Here is a 14337-nt window from a genome sequence, read left to right on the forward strand (position 1 = left end):
CGCTTATGCCGGGACAGCGGACCGGAAGTACGAGAGCGTGCTGGCCGACGGCGTCAGCCTACCTGGTGCAGCCAGCGGACTGGTGCGCCTTCGGCTGCGTGGCGGAACGGCTCGAGTTCCTCGTCCCACGCCTCACCCAAGGCCAGGGAAAGCTCGTGATACACGGCGGAGGGATCTCCGGCGCCCGATTCGTAGGCGTAACGGATGCGGTCCTCTGAGACCATGATATTGCCGTGGACATCCGTGGTGGCGTGGAATATGCCCAACTCGGGGGTATGCGACCAGCGGCCGCCGTCTACGCCCTGGCTCGGCTCTTCAGTAACCTCGTAGCGCAGATGGGCCCAGCCGCGAAGTGAGGAAGCCAGCAGCGATCCGGTTCCCGGCGTTCCCGTCCAGGAGAGCTCGGCGCGGAACATTCCGGGCGCGGCAGGCTGAGGGGTCCACTCAAGATCCGTCCGCTTATCCACGACGGATCCAATGGCCCACTCAACGTGCGGGCACAGTGCTGTAGGGGCTGAGTGAACAAACAGCACACCGCGGGTCATTGCAACAGACATTCCATCCTCCATAGCTGTAGGTACGTCTTCCCCAACGACCTCTGCCTGGATGAAACTGCCCGGTGCTGTACATTCCAGCGGCGATGTTCCCTGCCTGATTATTAAGCTGTGTCCGGACTTGCGAATGACGCGCGAAGCGAAAGCGCTTCAAGCGAAACTTGAAAGTTGCCGGACGTGACTCTTATTGTGCCGTACGCCGCGTAATTACGCCAGTGCGATTCGCCACAGGTGACACGGTCCTGGAATTGCCCCGCATTGCCGGGAATCCCCGGCTGTCAGGCCCGGGGATGGGCCTGCTGGTAGCTGCTCCGTAGCCGCTCAACGGACACATGGGTGTAGATCTGCGTGGTGGCGAGGCTACTGTGGCCCAGGATTTCCTGGACCGCACGAAGATCGGCCCCGCCATCGAGCAGGTGCGTTGCCGCACTATGCCTCAGCGCGTGCGGACCGGTTGCGGAAGTGTCGCCCAAAGCTTCGAAGAGTGCATTCACCACGGTCCTGACCTGACGCTGGTCAACACGGTTTCCCCTGGTGCCCAGAAAAAGTGCCGGTCCGCTCTGCCCGGTGGCCAGGAGCGGCCTGGCCCTGCGTAGCCAGTCGTCAACGGCCACGGCGGCCGGGACGCCATAGGGAACCGTCCTTTCCTTGTTACCCTTGCCGACAACCCGCAGGGTCCGGCGGTCCGGATTGAGGTCGTCCACATCCAAGGCGGCCAGCTCCCCCACCCGCAGCCCCGTGGCGTACAGAAGCTCCACCATGGCCCGGTTGCGCACCGGCACCGGTGACCCGTCGGCCGCCGCTTCCGCCAGGCTGTTCAGCAGCCTGAGGAGTTGTTGGGACTGCAGAACCCCGGGCAGTGACTTTTCCGCTTTGGGAGCCCTGAGACGGAGGGCCGGATCGGTCTCGATAAGTTCTTCCCGCATGGCCCACGTGGTGAAGGAACGCGCTGTGGCCGATCTCCTCGCAAGGGTGGCCCGGGATATTCCGGCCTGGCTTTGCGCCCCGAGCCAGCGTCGGAGGGTGCCCAGCTCCAGGCCTGGCAGATCCGTGACGCCTTCGGAGGCGGCGTATTCCAGGAGGCTTCGAAGATCGGACAGGTAGGCCCGAAGTGTATGCCCGGACCGGGCCCGCTCGGCGGTCAGGTATCTGCCGAAGTCCGCAAGTGCCTGCTCAAACGCCCGCGACAGTTCCCGATTCTCCACTCTTCCACTGTCCCAGAAGTCCGTGGGCAATCCCGTGCCGGACACAGGCAACTACCCGGATTCCTTGGCCCGTTTCCACCCGCCCCTTTCTGAAGCTGCCAGCCCCAGCAGGCCTAGCCTGCCTAACCCGGCCCGGACGGAGTCCGCACTGAGCCCTGCAACTGCGCAGAGCTTGTCCACGGACGTAGTGGACCGCAGTGGCAGGGCGTCAAGAAGGATCAGGTCCTCCAAGGTCAGTCCGTCATGGTCGGCCACATGCGCGGTCCCGGGCTCCGCTAGCCCAAGGCCACTAGGGGAGGCCAACTCGGCGATCTCCGCGGCGTCAGTCACGCAGACAGCGCCGCCATCCCGGAGCAGCCGGTGGCAGCCAGCTGAGTTGGCGCTGTGAACCGATCCCGGCACAGCTCCCACCGCCCGGCCAAGGGTCTCCGCGTGGTGGGCCGTATTCAGGGCACCGGACCGCCAGCGGGCTTCCACCACCACCGTCACGGCGGCCAGGGCCGCGATCAGCCTGTTCCGCTGGAGAAAGCGGTAACGAGTGGGCGCCGACCCCGGCGGCACCTCTGCGAGCACCGCTCCCTGATTGCAGACCGCCCGCAGGAGATCCTCGTTTCCGGACGGGTAGAACCGGTCCACACCACCAGCCATCACCGCGATGGTAGGCACCGCCGCTGATCCCCCGGCCAGTGCCGCCCGGTGCGCGTGGGCATCGATGCCATATGCGCCCCCGGAAACCACGGTGAAGCCCCGCTGAGCCAGGGAGTAGGCCAGGTCCCCGGTCACCGACGCGCCGTAGCTGGTGCTGTCGCGGGATCCCACCAGCGCCACGCTCCGGGCCGGACCGGGAAGCTCCTGTTCCAGGCCTCGCCACCACAGACAGATAGGTTCCTGCATCCCCAGGTCACCGAGCTGGGCAGGCCAGAGATCGTCCGACGGGACAATCAGCCGGCCGCCAAGGCGTGCCATGGTGGCCAAGTCCCGCTCGGGCGCCAGATCCGGAATGCGGGGCGCCCAGCGTTTGAGGCAGGCCGCCATCCCGGCCCAGCTGGTTCCGGCACCGTTGTCCCCCAGTAATCCGGTGATCTCCCGTTCCAGGTCCGGGCCGGCGGCCGCCTGCCCGGTGGCAATTTTCAGGGCGTCGAGTGCACCCGTGGCCTGCACGAGGGCCAGCCCGGCAGCGTCCTGCGGTTCCATCAGCCGCGACAAGGCGGCCCGGGCGATCCGTTCGTTGTCCATGTGATTCTCTTCCTTCACGCAGCTGCCGAGGCAGCCTGCCGGAGGCCAAGGGCCTGACCGATGTCATTGGTGTCTGGCATGTCGCGGTGCGACAAGTCCGCCAGGGTCCACGCCAACCGCAGTACCCTGTCATAGCCCCTGGCTGTCAGCACGCCCCGCTCCAGTGAGTGGTCCAGTATCCGGGTTGCGCCGGCTGGCAACCGCAGGGCCCCACGGAGAATCCGGCCGGGCACCTGCGAGTTCGTTTCCATCCCGAGCGGCTGCAGCCGTTCGGCCTGCCTTCGGCGTGCGTCACCGACCCGCCGGGCCACGGCGGCGGTATCTTCTTCGGCGCCCGCCTGGCCGAAGTCGGCCAGGGACACGCGTTCCACCTGCAGCTGGATATCAACCCGGTCCAGCAGCGGACCGGACATTCTGGCCACGTAGCGGCGCCGCATCATAGGTGTGCACGTGCAGTCCAGTCCCTTCCCCGAGGCTTTGCCGCAGGGACAAGGGTTGGCGGCAAGGACCAGCTGGAACCGGGCAGGATAGGCCGCCGTGCCGGCCGAGCGGTGGATAACCAGCTCCCCGCTCTCCAAGGGCTGGCGAAGGGCGTCCAGGACACGCCGTTCGTATTCCGGGGCCTCGTCCAGGAACAGGACTCCGCGGTGGGCCCGGGATGCCGCACCCGGCCGGGGCAACCCGGATCCCCCGCCGATGATGGCGGCCGCTGTGGCCGAATGATGCGGATTCTCGAACGGCGGCCGCCGCACCAGCTGAACGGCGGATGAGGGCAGACCGCAGAGCGAGTGGATGGCGGTGACTTCCATGGCCTCATTGTCAGCAAGGTCCGGCAGGAGACCGGGAAGCCGTTCGGCCAGCATGGTCTTGCCCGCTCCCGGAGGTCCGGTCAGGAGCAGATGGTGTGCCCCGGCCGCCGCCACCTCGAGGGCACGCCTGGCTTCACCCTGCCCGGAGACGTCGGCCATGTCAGGTACGGAGTGAGCCCCTGGTTCGGAATAGCAGTGCCCGGCCTCGTCCTCCGGTTCGAAGTCCAGTGCGAGCTCCTGCGGGTCGGCACCGAACTCGAGCGCAAGCCGCGCCAGCGTGCGGTATCCGCGGACGTTGGCTCCGGGAACCAATGACGCTTCGCCGAGATTTGCGTGTGCGACGACCACGTCCGGATAGCCGGCCTGCACCGATGCCATCACTGCCGGCAGGATGCCGCGCACCGGGCGCAGCCGGCCATCCAATCCGAGTTCGGCGATGAAGACGGTCCGTCCAGTAGGCTTGATGTCATTTGCGGCCCTCAGGACGGCCATGGTCACGGCAAGGTCGAAGCCGGAACCGCGTTTGGGCAGCGACGCCGGGATGAGATTGGCCGTGATCTTCCGCCGGCTCAGCGGAATTCCGGAATTCTTGGCCGCGGAACGTATCCGCTCCTTGGCTTCGTTGAGGGCGGCATCCGGCAGGCCCAGGATCACAAATGCCGGCAAAGTCTGGCCGATGTCGGCTTCCACCTCGACGATGTACCCGTTCAAACCCACCAGCGCCACGGAGTAGGCCCGGCCCAGCGCCATCTACCCCACGCCCTTGAGGTGTTCCACCAGGGGTTCGCCGGCGCCGTCATCAACCACGGCAATGACATCCACGCGCCGCAGCGGCATCCGCAGCTCCCGATCCCGGCACCACGCCGAGCCAAGCCGATGCAGCCGGGCGAGTTTGTCCGGCCCAACGGCTTCGAACGGGTGCCCGTAGTCCAGGGAACGGCGGGTCTTCACCTCTGCAATTACCAGGGAGTCCCCGTCGAGGGCCACAATGTCTATTTCACCTTCGGTGCAGCGCCAGTTGCGTTCCACCACCAGCATGCCGAGCGATTCAAGATAGCCGGCCGCGAGCTCCTCGCCGCGCCGGCCCAACAGGTCTTTGGATTTCATTTCTACCTCCGCAACCAGCCTGCAGTGGCAGGACAACGGAGGACAGGAGGCTACTGGCGTATGTGAGTAACCCCGGAAAATTGCCCCAAAACAGCGGCGTTGTGGAGGAACAGTGGCCGGCGTCAGTTGCCGAGGTCAACATCCTTCGGCAGGGCGAGTTCCTCGTTGCGGGGCAGTTCTTCGACGTTGACATCCTTGAACGTCAGGACGCGGACAGTCTTGACGAACCGTGCCGAGCGGTACACATCCCACACCCAGGCATCCTGCAAAGTCAGGTCGAAATAGACCTCGCCGTCGGCGCTTCGGGCCTGCAGGTCGACGTGGTTTGCGAGGTAAAAGCGGCGTTCGGTCTCGACAACGTAACTGAAGAGCCCGACAACATCGCGGTATTCACGGTAGAGCTGCAGCTCCATGTCGGTTTCATAGTTTTCAAGATCCTCAGCACTCATGCTTCCATCTTGCACCATCCAGGGCGCCGCAGTCGCAGCGTCCGCGCCGCGTGGGCCCTACCAATGCTGCAGGCACCGGTGCGGCAGGGAATCAGAGTTCGCCGCCAAGGAGGTTCCAACTCACCCGGTGGTACGGTGTGGCTCCGGCGGCCCGGAGCGCGTCCCGGTGAATTGCCGTGGCGTAGCCCTTGTTGACGTCCCAGCCAAACCCGGGGTATTCACTGTGCAGGCCGCGCATCTGCTCGTCGCGTTCCACCTTCGCAATCACGCTGGCGGCGGCCACGCTCAGGCACTGCATGTCCGCCTTGATCTTGGTGTGTACGGGGGCAGTGCATGCGACGTCGACCGGTGGCTCGTCAAACAGGGAAGGCTGCCCGGCGGGCGAGAGCCAGTTATGGCTGCCGTCAAGCAGCACCACGTCTGGGCTGATGCCAGCCGCAAGGATGTCCTGCCAGGCGCGCGTACCGGCCAGCCGCAGGGCAGCAATGATGCCCAACGCATCGATCTCTCGAGCAGAAGCGTGCCCCACAGCGGACGCAACACTCCAGCGCCGGACCAAGGGTCCCAGCCTCTCCCGTTCGGCGGGGCTGAGCAGCTTGCTGTCCCGCACACCGGCCAGGGGCTTCTGGGTGTGGAGGTCCACGATGGCGATCCCAACGCTCACAGGTCCTGCCAGCGCCCCGCGGCCCACTTCGTCCACGCCCGCCAGGTACCGGGCACCTTGGGCTTTGAAGGTCCACTCATGCCGAAGCGTCGGTGCTTTGGAGCGGACCCCGGCCGCCTTGCGGGCCGGGGCCTTGGCCGTGGCCGTGGCCGGTATGGCCGGCATCACTGCGGACACTGTCAGCCTCCCGCAGGCACGTTCCGAAAGACGGCCGGATAGTTATCAAGGACCGTGATCCGGTTCAGCGGCCACGCGATCACGGCGGCTTTGCCTTCCACGTCCACGAGGTCGACGAATCCACCATTGGACTCCATGTGCGAGCGGGAATCCGCGGAGTGGTTCCGGTTATCACCCATGACCCAGACCTTTCCTTCCGGAACAACGACGTCGAACGTGCGGACCTGCGGTTCTTCAGCCCCGTTGACATAGGTTTCATCAATAGGGGATCCGTTGATGGTCAGTTTACCGCCGTCGTCGCAGCAGATCACCTCGTCGCCGGGCAGCCCGATGACGCGTTTGACGAGGTGCTGCTCGGAGTTGTCTGGGAGCAGTCCCACAAATGTCAATCCGTCCTGGACCCATGTGAACGGTCCCTTCGGTTCATCCGGCGCGGTGCTCAGCCAGCCCTTGGTGTCACGGAACACCACTACGTCGCCGCGTGAGAGCGAAAACGGCTCCGGAACCAGCAGGTTCACGAAGATGCGGTCGTTAACGTCCAGGGTGCTGACCATGGACTCGGACGGAATATAGAACGCGCGGAACAGGAAGGTCTTGATCAGGAAGGACAGCACCACGGCGATCACCACCACCGTGGCAACCTCCTTCAGCCAGACAAAGAGCTGGCTGGGCGCGGCGGCCTCGGTAGTGGGCGCCGAGGACCGCCTGCCGGACGGTGGCGCCGGGCTGCCGTCCGCTACGTCGTCCGATTCACCAACGTTGGCAATGGCGTCGTCGGCAATCACACCGTCGGAGGTCCTGCCGCCGGAAGTCGTGGTGGCGGACATACCGTCGGCGTCGGCACCAGGAGCGCCTTCGCGAGGCGGCTCGGGTGTCTGCGCATTGTTCTCGGGCATTTACTGTCCGTCCTCTGTTGTTGATCCTGCCGCTGGCGGCCGTAGTACTGCAGCAAATCTATCAAGTGGCCAGACGATCTGGACCGGCCTGCCGATGACACGGTCCATCGGCACCATGCCACCGCCGGGCGCACCGAGCAGGCTGCGCGAATCAGCAGACGCCGAGCGATGGTCACCGAGCAGCCACAGCCTGCCGTCAGGCACCATCGCGGTGAAGACCTGCTTGCTTGGGCTGTCTCCGTCGAACAGGTACGGCTCAACAAGTGCCGCGCCGTTGACGGTGATCTTTCCGTCGGCATCGCAGCAGACCACGGCGTCCCCCGGCAGACCTATAACACGCTTGACGTACGTGGTGTCACTGCCGGCAAGGCCTAGCCACTGCCCGGCCGCTGCCAAGGAATCCAGGACGGGGCCCTTGCCACTGTTCAGCGGAGCGAACGAACCCCTGCCATCGAAGACCACAATGTCGCCCCGCCGGATGGGTTCGGAGTGGAAGTCTGTCCTAGACACCAGGATGCGGTCCCCGTCCGCAAGGACCGGCTCCATCGATTCGGACGGTATGTAGTAGACATCCAGCCACAGCGACCGGACCAGACCGCTGACGGCCACTGCCAGGAGAACTGCCAGGAACACAAAACGCCAGCCCATTCTTCTGGGCTGGCGTTTTGTCTGGTCCATAATCCGTATTCCTGGGGCGCTGTTGCGAAGGGCTCCGGCGCTGGCCTGATACGGCTGGGGCCTGCTTTGTAGGTCCCGGGGGACTTACTTCTTGGGCTGGAAGTCGCGCTTTTCCTTGATCTTCGCAGCCTTGCCGCGCAGGTCGCGCATGTAGTACAGCTTCGCGCGGCGGACGTCGCCCTTGGAGACGACCTCGATCTTGTCGATGATCGGGGAGTGCACCGGGAAGGTACGCTCCACACCGACGCCGAAGGAGACCTTGCGGATGGTGAAGGTTTCGCGAAGACCGTCGCCGTGGCGGCCCAGGACGAAGCCCTGGAATACCTGGACACGGGAGTTCTTGCCTTCGATGATGTTGACGTGAACCTTGAGGGTGTCACCCGCGCGGAAGACGGGAACATCGGTGCGCAGCGAGGCTGCATCTACGGAATCGAGAATATGCATAATTGCACTCCTGGTGAACGCCACGGGTCATTCACTTTGGGTCACGGCGGGCAAGCCCGGAAGCACCGGGAATTACCGCCGAAAGTTAAGTGGGTCCGGTTCCTTCACTGATTGAAGGTCCCGGGGTGTCCAGCTGTTGGTTGCGCTCCCCCTGTGGCAGGTGCGGACCCAGCAGACACAAAGACTAATTTTGCCACACTCACAGGCCTACAGCCAATCGCCGCGGCGCCGGTTCAGGCTGAGGCGTCGGTTCCGGCGTCCTGGTTGCTCCCGGCCGGCCGCCGCGCCCGGAGGCGACCGTCGACGACGTCGTACCCGAGGTCGCCGAAAGCCGTCCGGTCGGCACGCGGCAGCTTCCCGGCGTCGAACGTTTCCAGCAGGTCCGGGCGGCGTTCCGCCGTCCGCCGGTACTGCTCGTGGCGGCGCCACTGCGCGATCTTCCCGTGGTTGCCGCTCAACAGCACCGCCGGGACTTCCCGGTCCCGCCAGCTGGAGGGTTTGGTGTACACGGGGTATTCCAGCAGCCCGTCCGAATGCGATTCCTCCACCAGGGAATCGGGGTTGCCCACCACACCGGGAAGCAGCCTGCCGATGGCTTCGACCATCGCCAGAACGGCCACTTCGCCGCCGTTCAGCACGTAGTCGCCAAGGCTCATGGGGCGCACCGTGAAGTGCTCTTCCGCCCACTCGATGACACGCTCGTCGATGCCCTCATAGCGGCCGCAGGCAAAAACGAGCTGATTCTCTTCGGCGAGCTCATAGGCCAAGGCCTGGTTGAAACGCTCCCCTGCCGGCGATGGGACGATCAACACCGGCTTGGCGGGAGGCCCTTGCTCCGTAGTTTCGGCGCCTGCTCCGGCCCCACCGGCCGCGGCGACAGCAGCCAGCGCCTGCGCCCACGGCTCGGGCTTCATCACCATGCCGGCACCGCCGCCGTAGGGGGTGTCGTCCACTGAACGGTGCTTGTCCGTGGTGAAATCACGCAGATCATGGACGCGCAGGTCCAGCAGGCCGTCCTGGCGGGCCTTGCCGATGAGCGAGAGTTCCAGGGGCGCCAGGTACTCCGGGAAGATGCTGACGACGTCGATTCTCATCTACGCGTTTTCCTCCGGTTCACCGGCGCCGGCTTCGCCATCGTTGACTTCAAAGAGTCCGTCCGGCGGTGTCAGCAGGACAAAGCCGTCGGCCACATTGACCTCCGGAACGATCTGCTCCACGAACGGGACCAGGATTTCCTTGCCGTCCGGCGTTTCAACCACCAGCAGGTCCTGGACGGGCAACGTGTGCAGGGCGGCGACCTTGCCGACTACCTGCGAGCCAACCCGGGCTTCGAGCCCCACGAGTTCGTGCTCGTACCAGCCCTCGTCGTCGTCTTCGTCCAACTCTTCGGTCTCGATGAAGAGCTTTGCGCCACGCAGGGTCTCTGCCTGGTTGCGGGTTTCGATTCCCTCGAACGCGAGCAGCAGGATGTCCTTGTTCCACCGCGCGCTCTCAACAATGAGGGCGCCGGCGGATGCAGGCTCCACCACAAACTCCGTACCGGGAACGAACCGGTCCCCGGGGGCGTCGGTCAGCACCTGGACCGTCACTTCGCCGCGGATTCCATGCGGTTTGCCGATTCGTGCCACCTGAAGCTGCATCTGTTCCTCTGTCTGTGATCGTGCCGGGATTAGGCAATGTGGTGAAAGCACTCCGGCCCCTCCACCGTTGCTGGTGGAAGGGCCGGAGCAAAAACTGATGTTGCTGAGCGCTTAGCGGCGGCGGTCGGTGTCGACGACGTCGACCCTGACCGGTTCGCCGTCTGCCAGTGCCGCCACAACGGTGCGCAATGCCCGTGCGGTGCGGCCCTGGCGGCCGATCACCCGTCCCAGGTCCTCCTGATGAACACGAACCTCGAGGGTGTCCCCGCGGCGGTTGTTCTTCGAGCTGACCTTGACATCGTCAGGCGAATCAACGATTCCCCGGACGAGGTGTTCGAGCGCTTCTGCCAGCAATCTACTCAGCCTCGGTGGTCTCTGCTTCGGCCGGGGCCTCGGCTGCGTCAGACTGCTTTGACTTCTTGGTGATGGCTTCCGGGATAATCACGGAACCCTTCTCCGGGGCGACAAAGGCGACCTTCGGAGCTTTGGTCTTCAGGGTGCCTTCCTGGCCCGGGAGGCCCTTGAACTTCTGCCAGTCACCGGTGATCTTGAGGATCGCGGCAACCTGCTCGGACGGCTGTGCGCCGACGCCGAGCCAGTACTGGGCACGGTCCGCGTCAACCTCGATGTATGAGGGCTCTTCGGTGGGGTGGTACTTGCCGATCTCTTCGATGGCACGGCCGTCACGCTTGGAGCGTGCGTCCATGACGACGATGCGGTAGTACGGTGCGCGCATCTTGCCAAAGCGCTTAAGGCGAATCTTTACGGCCACTTTTGTGGTCACTCCTGTTTCAGAAAAGGGGTAAACCGACGTTCTGCACCCGTGGGGCGGGCCATACTTGAAGGTTCAAAGGACAGGATCCAGACGCGGAGAGAGGGGCCACGCAGATCGAGTACCTATTTATTGTGCCAGATCAGCGTCCGGATTTCGACTTGACACGTACGGATGGAGCAGCCGGCCGGCCACGGCGGGGCCTAGGACGACCAGACATAGACCCCGGTACGCGCGGCGTCATCGATCGAGTTGGCCAACTCGGCGAACTTCTGGACATACGCCCGGGCCTCGGCCACACCGAAGGGCATGTCATCCTGGGCGGCCCACTTTTCAGCGACGTCGTCCAGGACATTACCCTCGCCCTCAGTCTCGTAGCTGAGCAGGTCCGCCAGTGCGCGCACCATGGCCGGTGGAACCCCCAGGAGCGAATCGCTGGCCACGTCAACCATGGCCAGTTCGTAGTCAGCGCCACTGGCGTGCACCGCAGCACCGGCAAGATCGCCAAGCTGTTCGATTTCGAAATCGCTGATGCCGGGAATCCGCAGACCCTGGCCCGCCGGGGAGCCGCCCGCATCCAGCACGACCGCCCGCTTCAGTGCGGCATCGTGAGTGGAAACAAAAATTTCAGTGAAGCCCATGGGAACAACCCTCATTCCGTCGACAGTGCGGCCCAGAAGGACTGCATCAGGTGCCGCCCCGGCCGTTCAGAATCAGCCTAGTACAACGTGCCCCGCACATTTGGCATCCGCACTCAGCGGACGGCGACACGGATCCTGTTGCGCCATGGATCCTCGAAGCGAAGCTCGGCGCCCGTGTGGTGCGAGGCCACGCCGGCGACCTTCAGACGGTCGGCGAGCGCACCGACGTCGTCCGCGGAAGTCACCTCGATGAGCACTTCACCCAGGCCCAGGGTGTCCTTGCGCGGACCGGCGCCGCGGCTGTTCCAGACGTTCATGGCCATGTGGTGGTGATACCGGCCGGCGGAGACAAACAGCGCCTGCCGGTGCCAGCCTGCCGTCTTTTCGAAGCCCAGCGTGCCGACGTAGAAATTGTGCGCCGACTGGACGTCACCCACCTGGAGATGGACGTGGCCCACCCCGGCTTCGGTGGCCTGCTGGCCGGCCACGGACTCCTGGGTCAGGTGCTGCTCAAGGTAGCGCTGCGGTGGCAGTGCCAGGCTGTCCATCACCACATCCTTCCCATTCCAGGACCAGTTTTCACGGGGCCTGTCCCAGTACAGTTCAATGCCGTTGCCTTCGGGGTCATTGAAGTAGAAGGCCTCGCTGACGAGGTGGTCGGCACTGCCTGTGAAGGATCGGGGGTCGTACTGGGCCGTGGTGGCTACCGTGGCAGCAAGCGACGCCTGGTCATCAAAAAGCAGTGCCGTGTGGAACAGCCCGGCCTCTCCCCTGCCAGGCAGGTTCAGGGACGGGGCGGCCGCGAGATGGACCAGAGGGCGCTCCAGGCGGCCGAGGTAGACGCCGCCGTCCTCTTCGGCCACAACCTCCAGGCCGAGTGCGCGCTGGTAGTAATCGGTCATCAGCTTCATGTCGCCCACCTTGAGCATCACGGTGCCCATGGAGAGGTCGGCAGGAAGGAGATCCCGGCTGGTGGCTTCTGCAGTCATTGAACGCTCCCGGTCCATTGGCCTTCGGTCGAAGGCGGCTATGACTTTAATTTACTTGAAGCTTCAATATAATTCAAGTGGTTGAGCAGACTGGTTGCGACCACTTCCCCGTGATTGCTGTCACCGGGCCGCCCTCGGCCTGTGGTAGCTTCGACTTGACCACACGGGAGCCCTTGCAGGGGCTGAGATCGGGCTGACGCAGCCTGCGACCGTTGAACCTGTCCGGGTAATGCCGGCGAAGGAAGTGAGTATTCATTGAATACACAAGAAACACAGCTGATCCCTGCCCAGATTGAGGCCGACAAGGATCAACCGCTCCAGCCAGAAACCCAGTCACTGAAGTCCCACTCGCTGGCGTACATCACCGATGAAGCAACGGGCATCCAGGTTCCCGTGACCGAAATCGCGCTGGAGCCGTCGCCGAACGGCGAAGCGAACGGGCCTTTCCGGACGTACCGCACGGCGGGTCCGGGCAGCGATCCTGTGGTGGGCCTCAACCCGTTCCGCTCGGAGTGGATCGCCGCCCGCGGCGACACCGAGCCCTACAGCGGGCGGGAACGGAACCTGCTCGACGACGGCAGGTCTGCCGTGCGCCGCGGTGCGGCCTCTGCGGAGTGGAAGGGGGCCCAGCCGGTGCCCCGCCGCGCCGTCGACGGCCACACCGTCACCCAGATGCACTACGCGCGGCAGGGTCGCATCACCACCGAGATGCAATTCGTTGCGCTCCGCGAGAACTGTGACGTGGAGCTGGTCCGCAGCGAAGTCGCTGCCGGCCGCGCCATCATCCCCAACAACATCAACCATCCGGAATCCGAACCGATGATTATCGGCAAGGCCTTCCTGGTCAAGATCAACGCCAATATCGGTAACTCCGCCGTGACCAGCTCCATTGCTGAGGAAGTGGACAAGCTCCAGTGGGCCACCCAGTGGGGCGCCGACACGGTGATGGACCTTTCCACCGGCGATGACATCCATACCACCCGGGAATGGCTCATCCGCAACGCTCCCGTGCCCATCGGCACGGTGCCCATCTACCAGGCCTTGGAGAAGGTCAACGGCGAGGCCAACGCACTGACGTGGGAAATCTTCCGGGACACCGTCATTGAGCAGTGCGAGCAGGGCGTGGACTACATGACCATCCACGCCGGTGTGCTGCTGCGTTACGTGCCGCTGACGGCCAACCGCGTCACCGGCATCGTCTCCAGGGGCGGTGCGATCATGGCGGGCTGGTGCCTGGCCCACCACCAGGAGAACTTCCTCTACACGCACTTCGACGAGCTGTGCGAGATCTTCGCCAAGTATGACGTCGCGTTCTCCCTGGGCGACGGACTGCGCCCGGGAGCGACGGCTGACGCCAACGACGCCGCCCAGTTCGCGGAGCTGGACACCCTGGCGGAGCTGACGCAGCGGGCGTGGGAATTCGATGTGCAGGTCATGGTGGAGGGCCCCGGGCACGTCCCGTTCCATTTGGTGCGGGAAAACGTGGAACGCCAGCAGGAACTCTGCAAGGGCGCACCGTTCTACACACTGGGGCCGCTGGTCACGGACATTGCCCCGGGCTATGACCACATCACGTCCGCCATCGGCGCCACTGAAATCGCCCGGTACGGCACAGCCATGCTTTGTTACGTCACGCCCAAGGAGCACCTTGGCCTGCCGAACAAGGACGACGTGAAGACCGGGGTGATCACCTACAAGATCGCCGCCCATGCAGCGGACCTTGCCAAGGGACACCCGGGCGCCCACGAACGGGACGATGCCCTGTCCAAGGCCCGGTTCGAGTTCCGCTGGCGGGACCAGTTCGCGTTGTCCCTGGACCCGGTTACGGCGGAGGCCTTTCATGACGAGACGTTGCCGGCCGAGCCGGCGAAAACGGCGCATTTCTGCTCGATGTGCGGCCCGAAGTTCTGCTCCATGAAAATCAGCCAGGACATTAGGGACGAATACGGTTCCGCAGATTCGCAGGCGGCCATCGCCGAGGCCTACAGCGGGATGCGCGAAAAGAGTGCGGAGTTCCTGGCCGCCGGCGGGAAGGTCTACCTCCCCGAGCTTCGGATCCCTGCCGGGAGCTGACGG

The 14337-nt window shown here is 64.7% G+C and carries 17 protein-coding genes and 1 riboswitch; of the genes, 1 reads left to right on the forward strand and 16 read right to left on the reverse strand.

What is annotated here, in order from left to right:
* Positions 1-53: 53 nt before the first annotated feature.
* The 16 genes from ACZY0Q_RS04165 to ACZY0Q_RS04240 form a co-directional block, all read right to left on the reverse strand.
* Positions 54-557 (reverse strand): DUF3145 domain-containing protein, encoded by a 504-nt coding sequence (locus ACZY0Q_RS04165; protein ID WP_056349065.1) that lies wholly within the window; start codon positions 555-557, stop codon positions 54-56.
* 275 nt (positions 558-832) lie between these two features.
* A complete protein-coding gene (locus ACZY0Q_RS04170) occupies positions 833-1759 on the reverse strand; it encodes a tyrosine recombinase XerC (protein WP_463914948.1) in 927 nt (308 codons plus the stop codon).
* Positions 1760-1810: 51 nt separating this feature from the next.
* Entirely contained in the window at positions 1811-2995 is a 1185-nt protein-coding gene (dprA, locus tag ACZY0Q_RS04175; protein WP_463914949.1) for a DNA-processing protein DprA, read from the reverse strand.
* A 14-nt stretch (positions 2996-3009) separates the two neighbouring features.
* Positions 3010-4554: a YifB family Mg chelatase-like AAA ATPase gene (locus tag ACZY0Q_RS04180; RefSeq protein ID WP_463914950.1), complete on the reverse strand. Its 1545-nt coding sequence runs from the start codon at positions 4552-4554 to the stop codon at positions 3010-3012.
* Positions 4555-4911: a YraN family protein gene (locus ACZY0Q_RS04185; RefSeq protein WP_185260822.1), complete on the reverse strand. Its 357-nt coding sequence runs from the start codon at positions 4909-4911 to the stop codon at positions 4555-4557.
* Between the two features lie 122 nt (positions 4912-5033).
* The gene (locus ACZY0Q_RS04190; protein ID WP_111909356.1) at positions 5034-5360 is read right to left on the reverse strand and encodes a DUF2469 domain-containing protein; all 327 of its coding nucleotides are present in this window, start codon (positions 5358-5360) and stop codon (positions 5034-5036) included.
* Between the two features lie 91 nt (positions 5361-5451).
* On the reverse strand, positions 5452-6189 hold the full coding sequence (locus tag ACZY0Q_RS04195; RefSeq protein ID WP_463916246.1) for a ribonuclease HII: 738 nt from the start codon (positions 6187-6189) through the stop codon (positions 5452-5454).
* A 14-nt stretch (positions 6190-6203) separates the two neighbouring features.
* Positions 6204-7097: a signal peptidase I gene (gene lepB / locus ACZY0Q_RS04200; RefSeq protein WP_463914951.1), complete on the reverse strand. Its 894-nt coding sequence runs from the start codon at positions 7095-7097 to the stop codon at positions 6204-6206.
* Positions 7098-7775, reverse strand: coding sequence for a signal peptidase I (gene lepB / locus ACZY0Q_RS04205; RefSeq protein WP_463914952.1), 678 nt, complete (start codon positions 7773-7775; stop codon positions 7098-7100).
* A gap of 84 nt (positions 7776-7859) precedes the next feature.
* Positions 7860-8219, reverse strand: a complete 360-nt coding sequence (gene rplS, locus ACZY0Q_RS04210) for a 50S ribosomal protein L19 (protein ID WP_056349088.1) — start codon at positions 8217-8219, stop codon at positions 7860-7862.
* 233 nt (positions 8220-8452) lie between these two features.
* Entirely contained in the window at positions 8453-9313 is an 861-nt protein-coding gene (trmD, locus tag ACZY0Q_RS04215) for a tRNA (guanosine(37)-N1)-methyltransferase TrmD (protein WP_463914953.1), read from the reverse strand.
* Positions 9314-9859, reverse strand: a complete 546-nt coding sequence (rimM, locus tag ACZY0Q_RS04220; protein WP_463914954.1) for a ribosome maturation factor RimM — start codon at positions 9857-9859, stop codon at positions 9314-9316.
* Between the two features lie 111 nt (positions 9860-9970).
* The gene (locus ACZY0Q_RS04225) at positions 9971-10213 is read right to left on the reverse strand and encodes an RNA-binding protein (RefSeq protein ID WP_463914955.1); all 243 of its coding nucleotides are present in this window, start codon (positions 10211-10213) and stop codon (positions 9971-9973) included.
* A 1-nt stretch (position 10214) separates the two neighbouring features.
* A complete protein-coding gene (rpsP, locus tag ACZY0Q_RS04230; protein ID WP_463914956.1) occupies positions 10215-10631 on the reverse strand; it encodes a 30S ribosomal protein S16 in 417 nt (138 codons plus the stop codon).
* Between the two features lie 203 nt (positions 10632-10834).
* Positions 10835-11272: a hypothetical protein gene (locus ACZY0Q_RS04235; protein ID WP_463914957.1), complete on the reverse strand. Its 438-nt coding sequence runs from the start codon at positions 11270-11272 to the stop codon at positions 10835-10837.
* A gap of 113 nt (positions 11273-11385) precedes the next feature.
* A complete protein-coding gene (locus tag ACZY0Q_RS04240; RefSeq protein ID WP_463914958.1) occupies positions 11386-12261 on the reverse strand; it encodes a VOC family protein in 876 nt (291 codons plus the stop codon).
* Between the two features lie 153 nt (positions 12262-12414).
* Positions 12415-12522: riboswitch (TPP riboswitch) on the forward strand.
* Here ACZY0Q_RS04240 and thiC point away from each other — a divergent pair.
* Entirely contained in the window at positions 12517-14334 is a 1818-nt protein-coding gene (gene thiC, locus ACZY0Q_RS04245) for a phosphomethylpyrimidine synthase ThiC (RefSeq protein ID WP_463914959.1), read from the forward strand. (Overlaps the previous riboswitch by 6 nt.)
* Positions 14335-14337: the final 3 nt, after the last annotated feature.

It is taken from the genome of Pseudarthrobacter lactosi, from assembly GCF_055412785.1.

What these genes read in the sequence shown, in the direction of transcription:
- ACZY0Q_RS04165 (WP_056349065.1), bottom strand. Translation starts at nt 557, where the DNA reads ATGTCTGTTGCAATGACCCGCGGTGTGCTGTTTGTTCACTCAGCCCCT.
- dprA (WP_463914949.1), bottom strand. Translation starts at nt 2,995, where the DNA reads ATGGACAACGAACGGATCGCCCGGGCCGCCTTGTCGCGGCTGATGGAA.
- ACZY0Q_RS04180 (WP_463914950.1), bottom strand. Translation starts at nt 4,554, where the DNA reads ATGGCGCTGGGCCGGGCCTACTCCGTGGCGCTGGTGGGTTTGAACGGG.
- ACZY0Q_RS04185 (WP_185260822.1), bottom strand. Translation starts at nt 4,911, where the DNA reads ATGAAATCCAAAGACCTGTTGGGCCGGCGCGGCGAGGAGCTCGCGGCC.
- ACZY0Q_RS04190 (WP_111909356.1), bottom strand. Translation starts at nt 5,360, where the DNA reads ATGAGTGCTGAGGATCTTGAAAACTATGAAACCGACATGGAGCTGCAG.
- ACZY0Q_RS04195 (WP_463916246.1), bottom strand. Translation starts at nt 6,189, where the DNA reads ATGCCGGCCATACCGGCCACGGCCACGGCCAAGGCCCCGGCCCGCAAG.
- lepB (WP_463914951.1), bottom strand. Translation starts at nt 7,097, where the DNA reads ATGCCCGAGAACAATGCGCAGACACCCGAGCCGCCTCGCGAAGGCGCT.
- lepB (WP_463914952.1), bottom strand. Translation starts at nt 7,775, where the DNA reads ATGGACCAGACAAAACGCCAGCCCAGAAGAATGGGCTGGCGTTTTGTG.
- rplS (WP_056349088.1), bottom strand. Translation starts at nt 8,219, where the DNA reads ATGCATATTCTCGATTCCGTAGATGCAGCCTCGCTGCGCACCGATGTT.
- trmD (WP_463914953.1), bottom strand. Translation starts at nt 9,313, where the DNA reads ATGAGAATCGACGTCGTCAGCATCTTCCCGGAGTACCTGGCGCCCCTG.
- rimM (WP_463914954.1), bottom strand. Translation starts at nt 9,859, where the DNA reads ATGCAGCTTCAGGTGGCACGAATCGGCAAACCGCATGGAATCCGCGGC.
- ACZY0Q_RS04235 (WP_463914957.1), bottom strand. Translation starts at nt 11,272, where the DNA reads ATGGGCTTCACTGAAATTTTTGTTTCCACTCACGATGCCGCACTGAAG.
- ACZY0Q_RS04240 (WP_463914958.1), bottom strand. Translation starts at nt 12,261, where the DNA reads ATGACTGCAGAAGCCACCAGCCGGGATCTCCTTCCTGCCGACCTCTCC.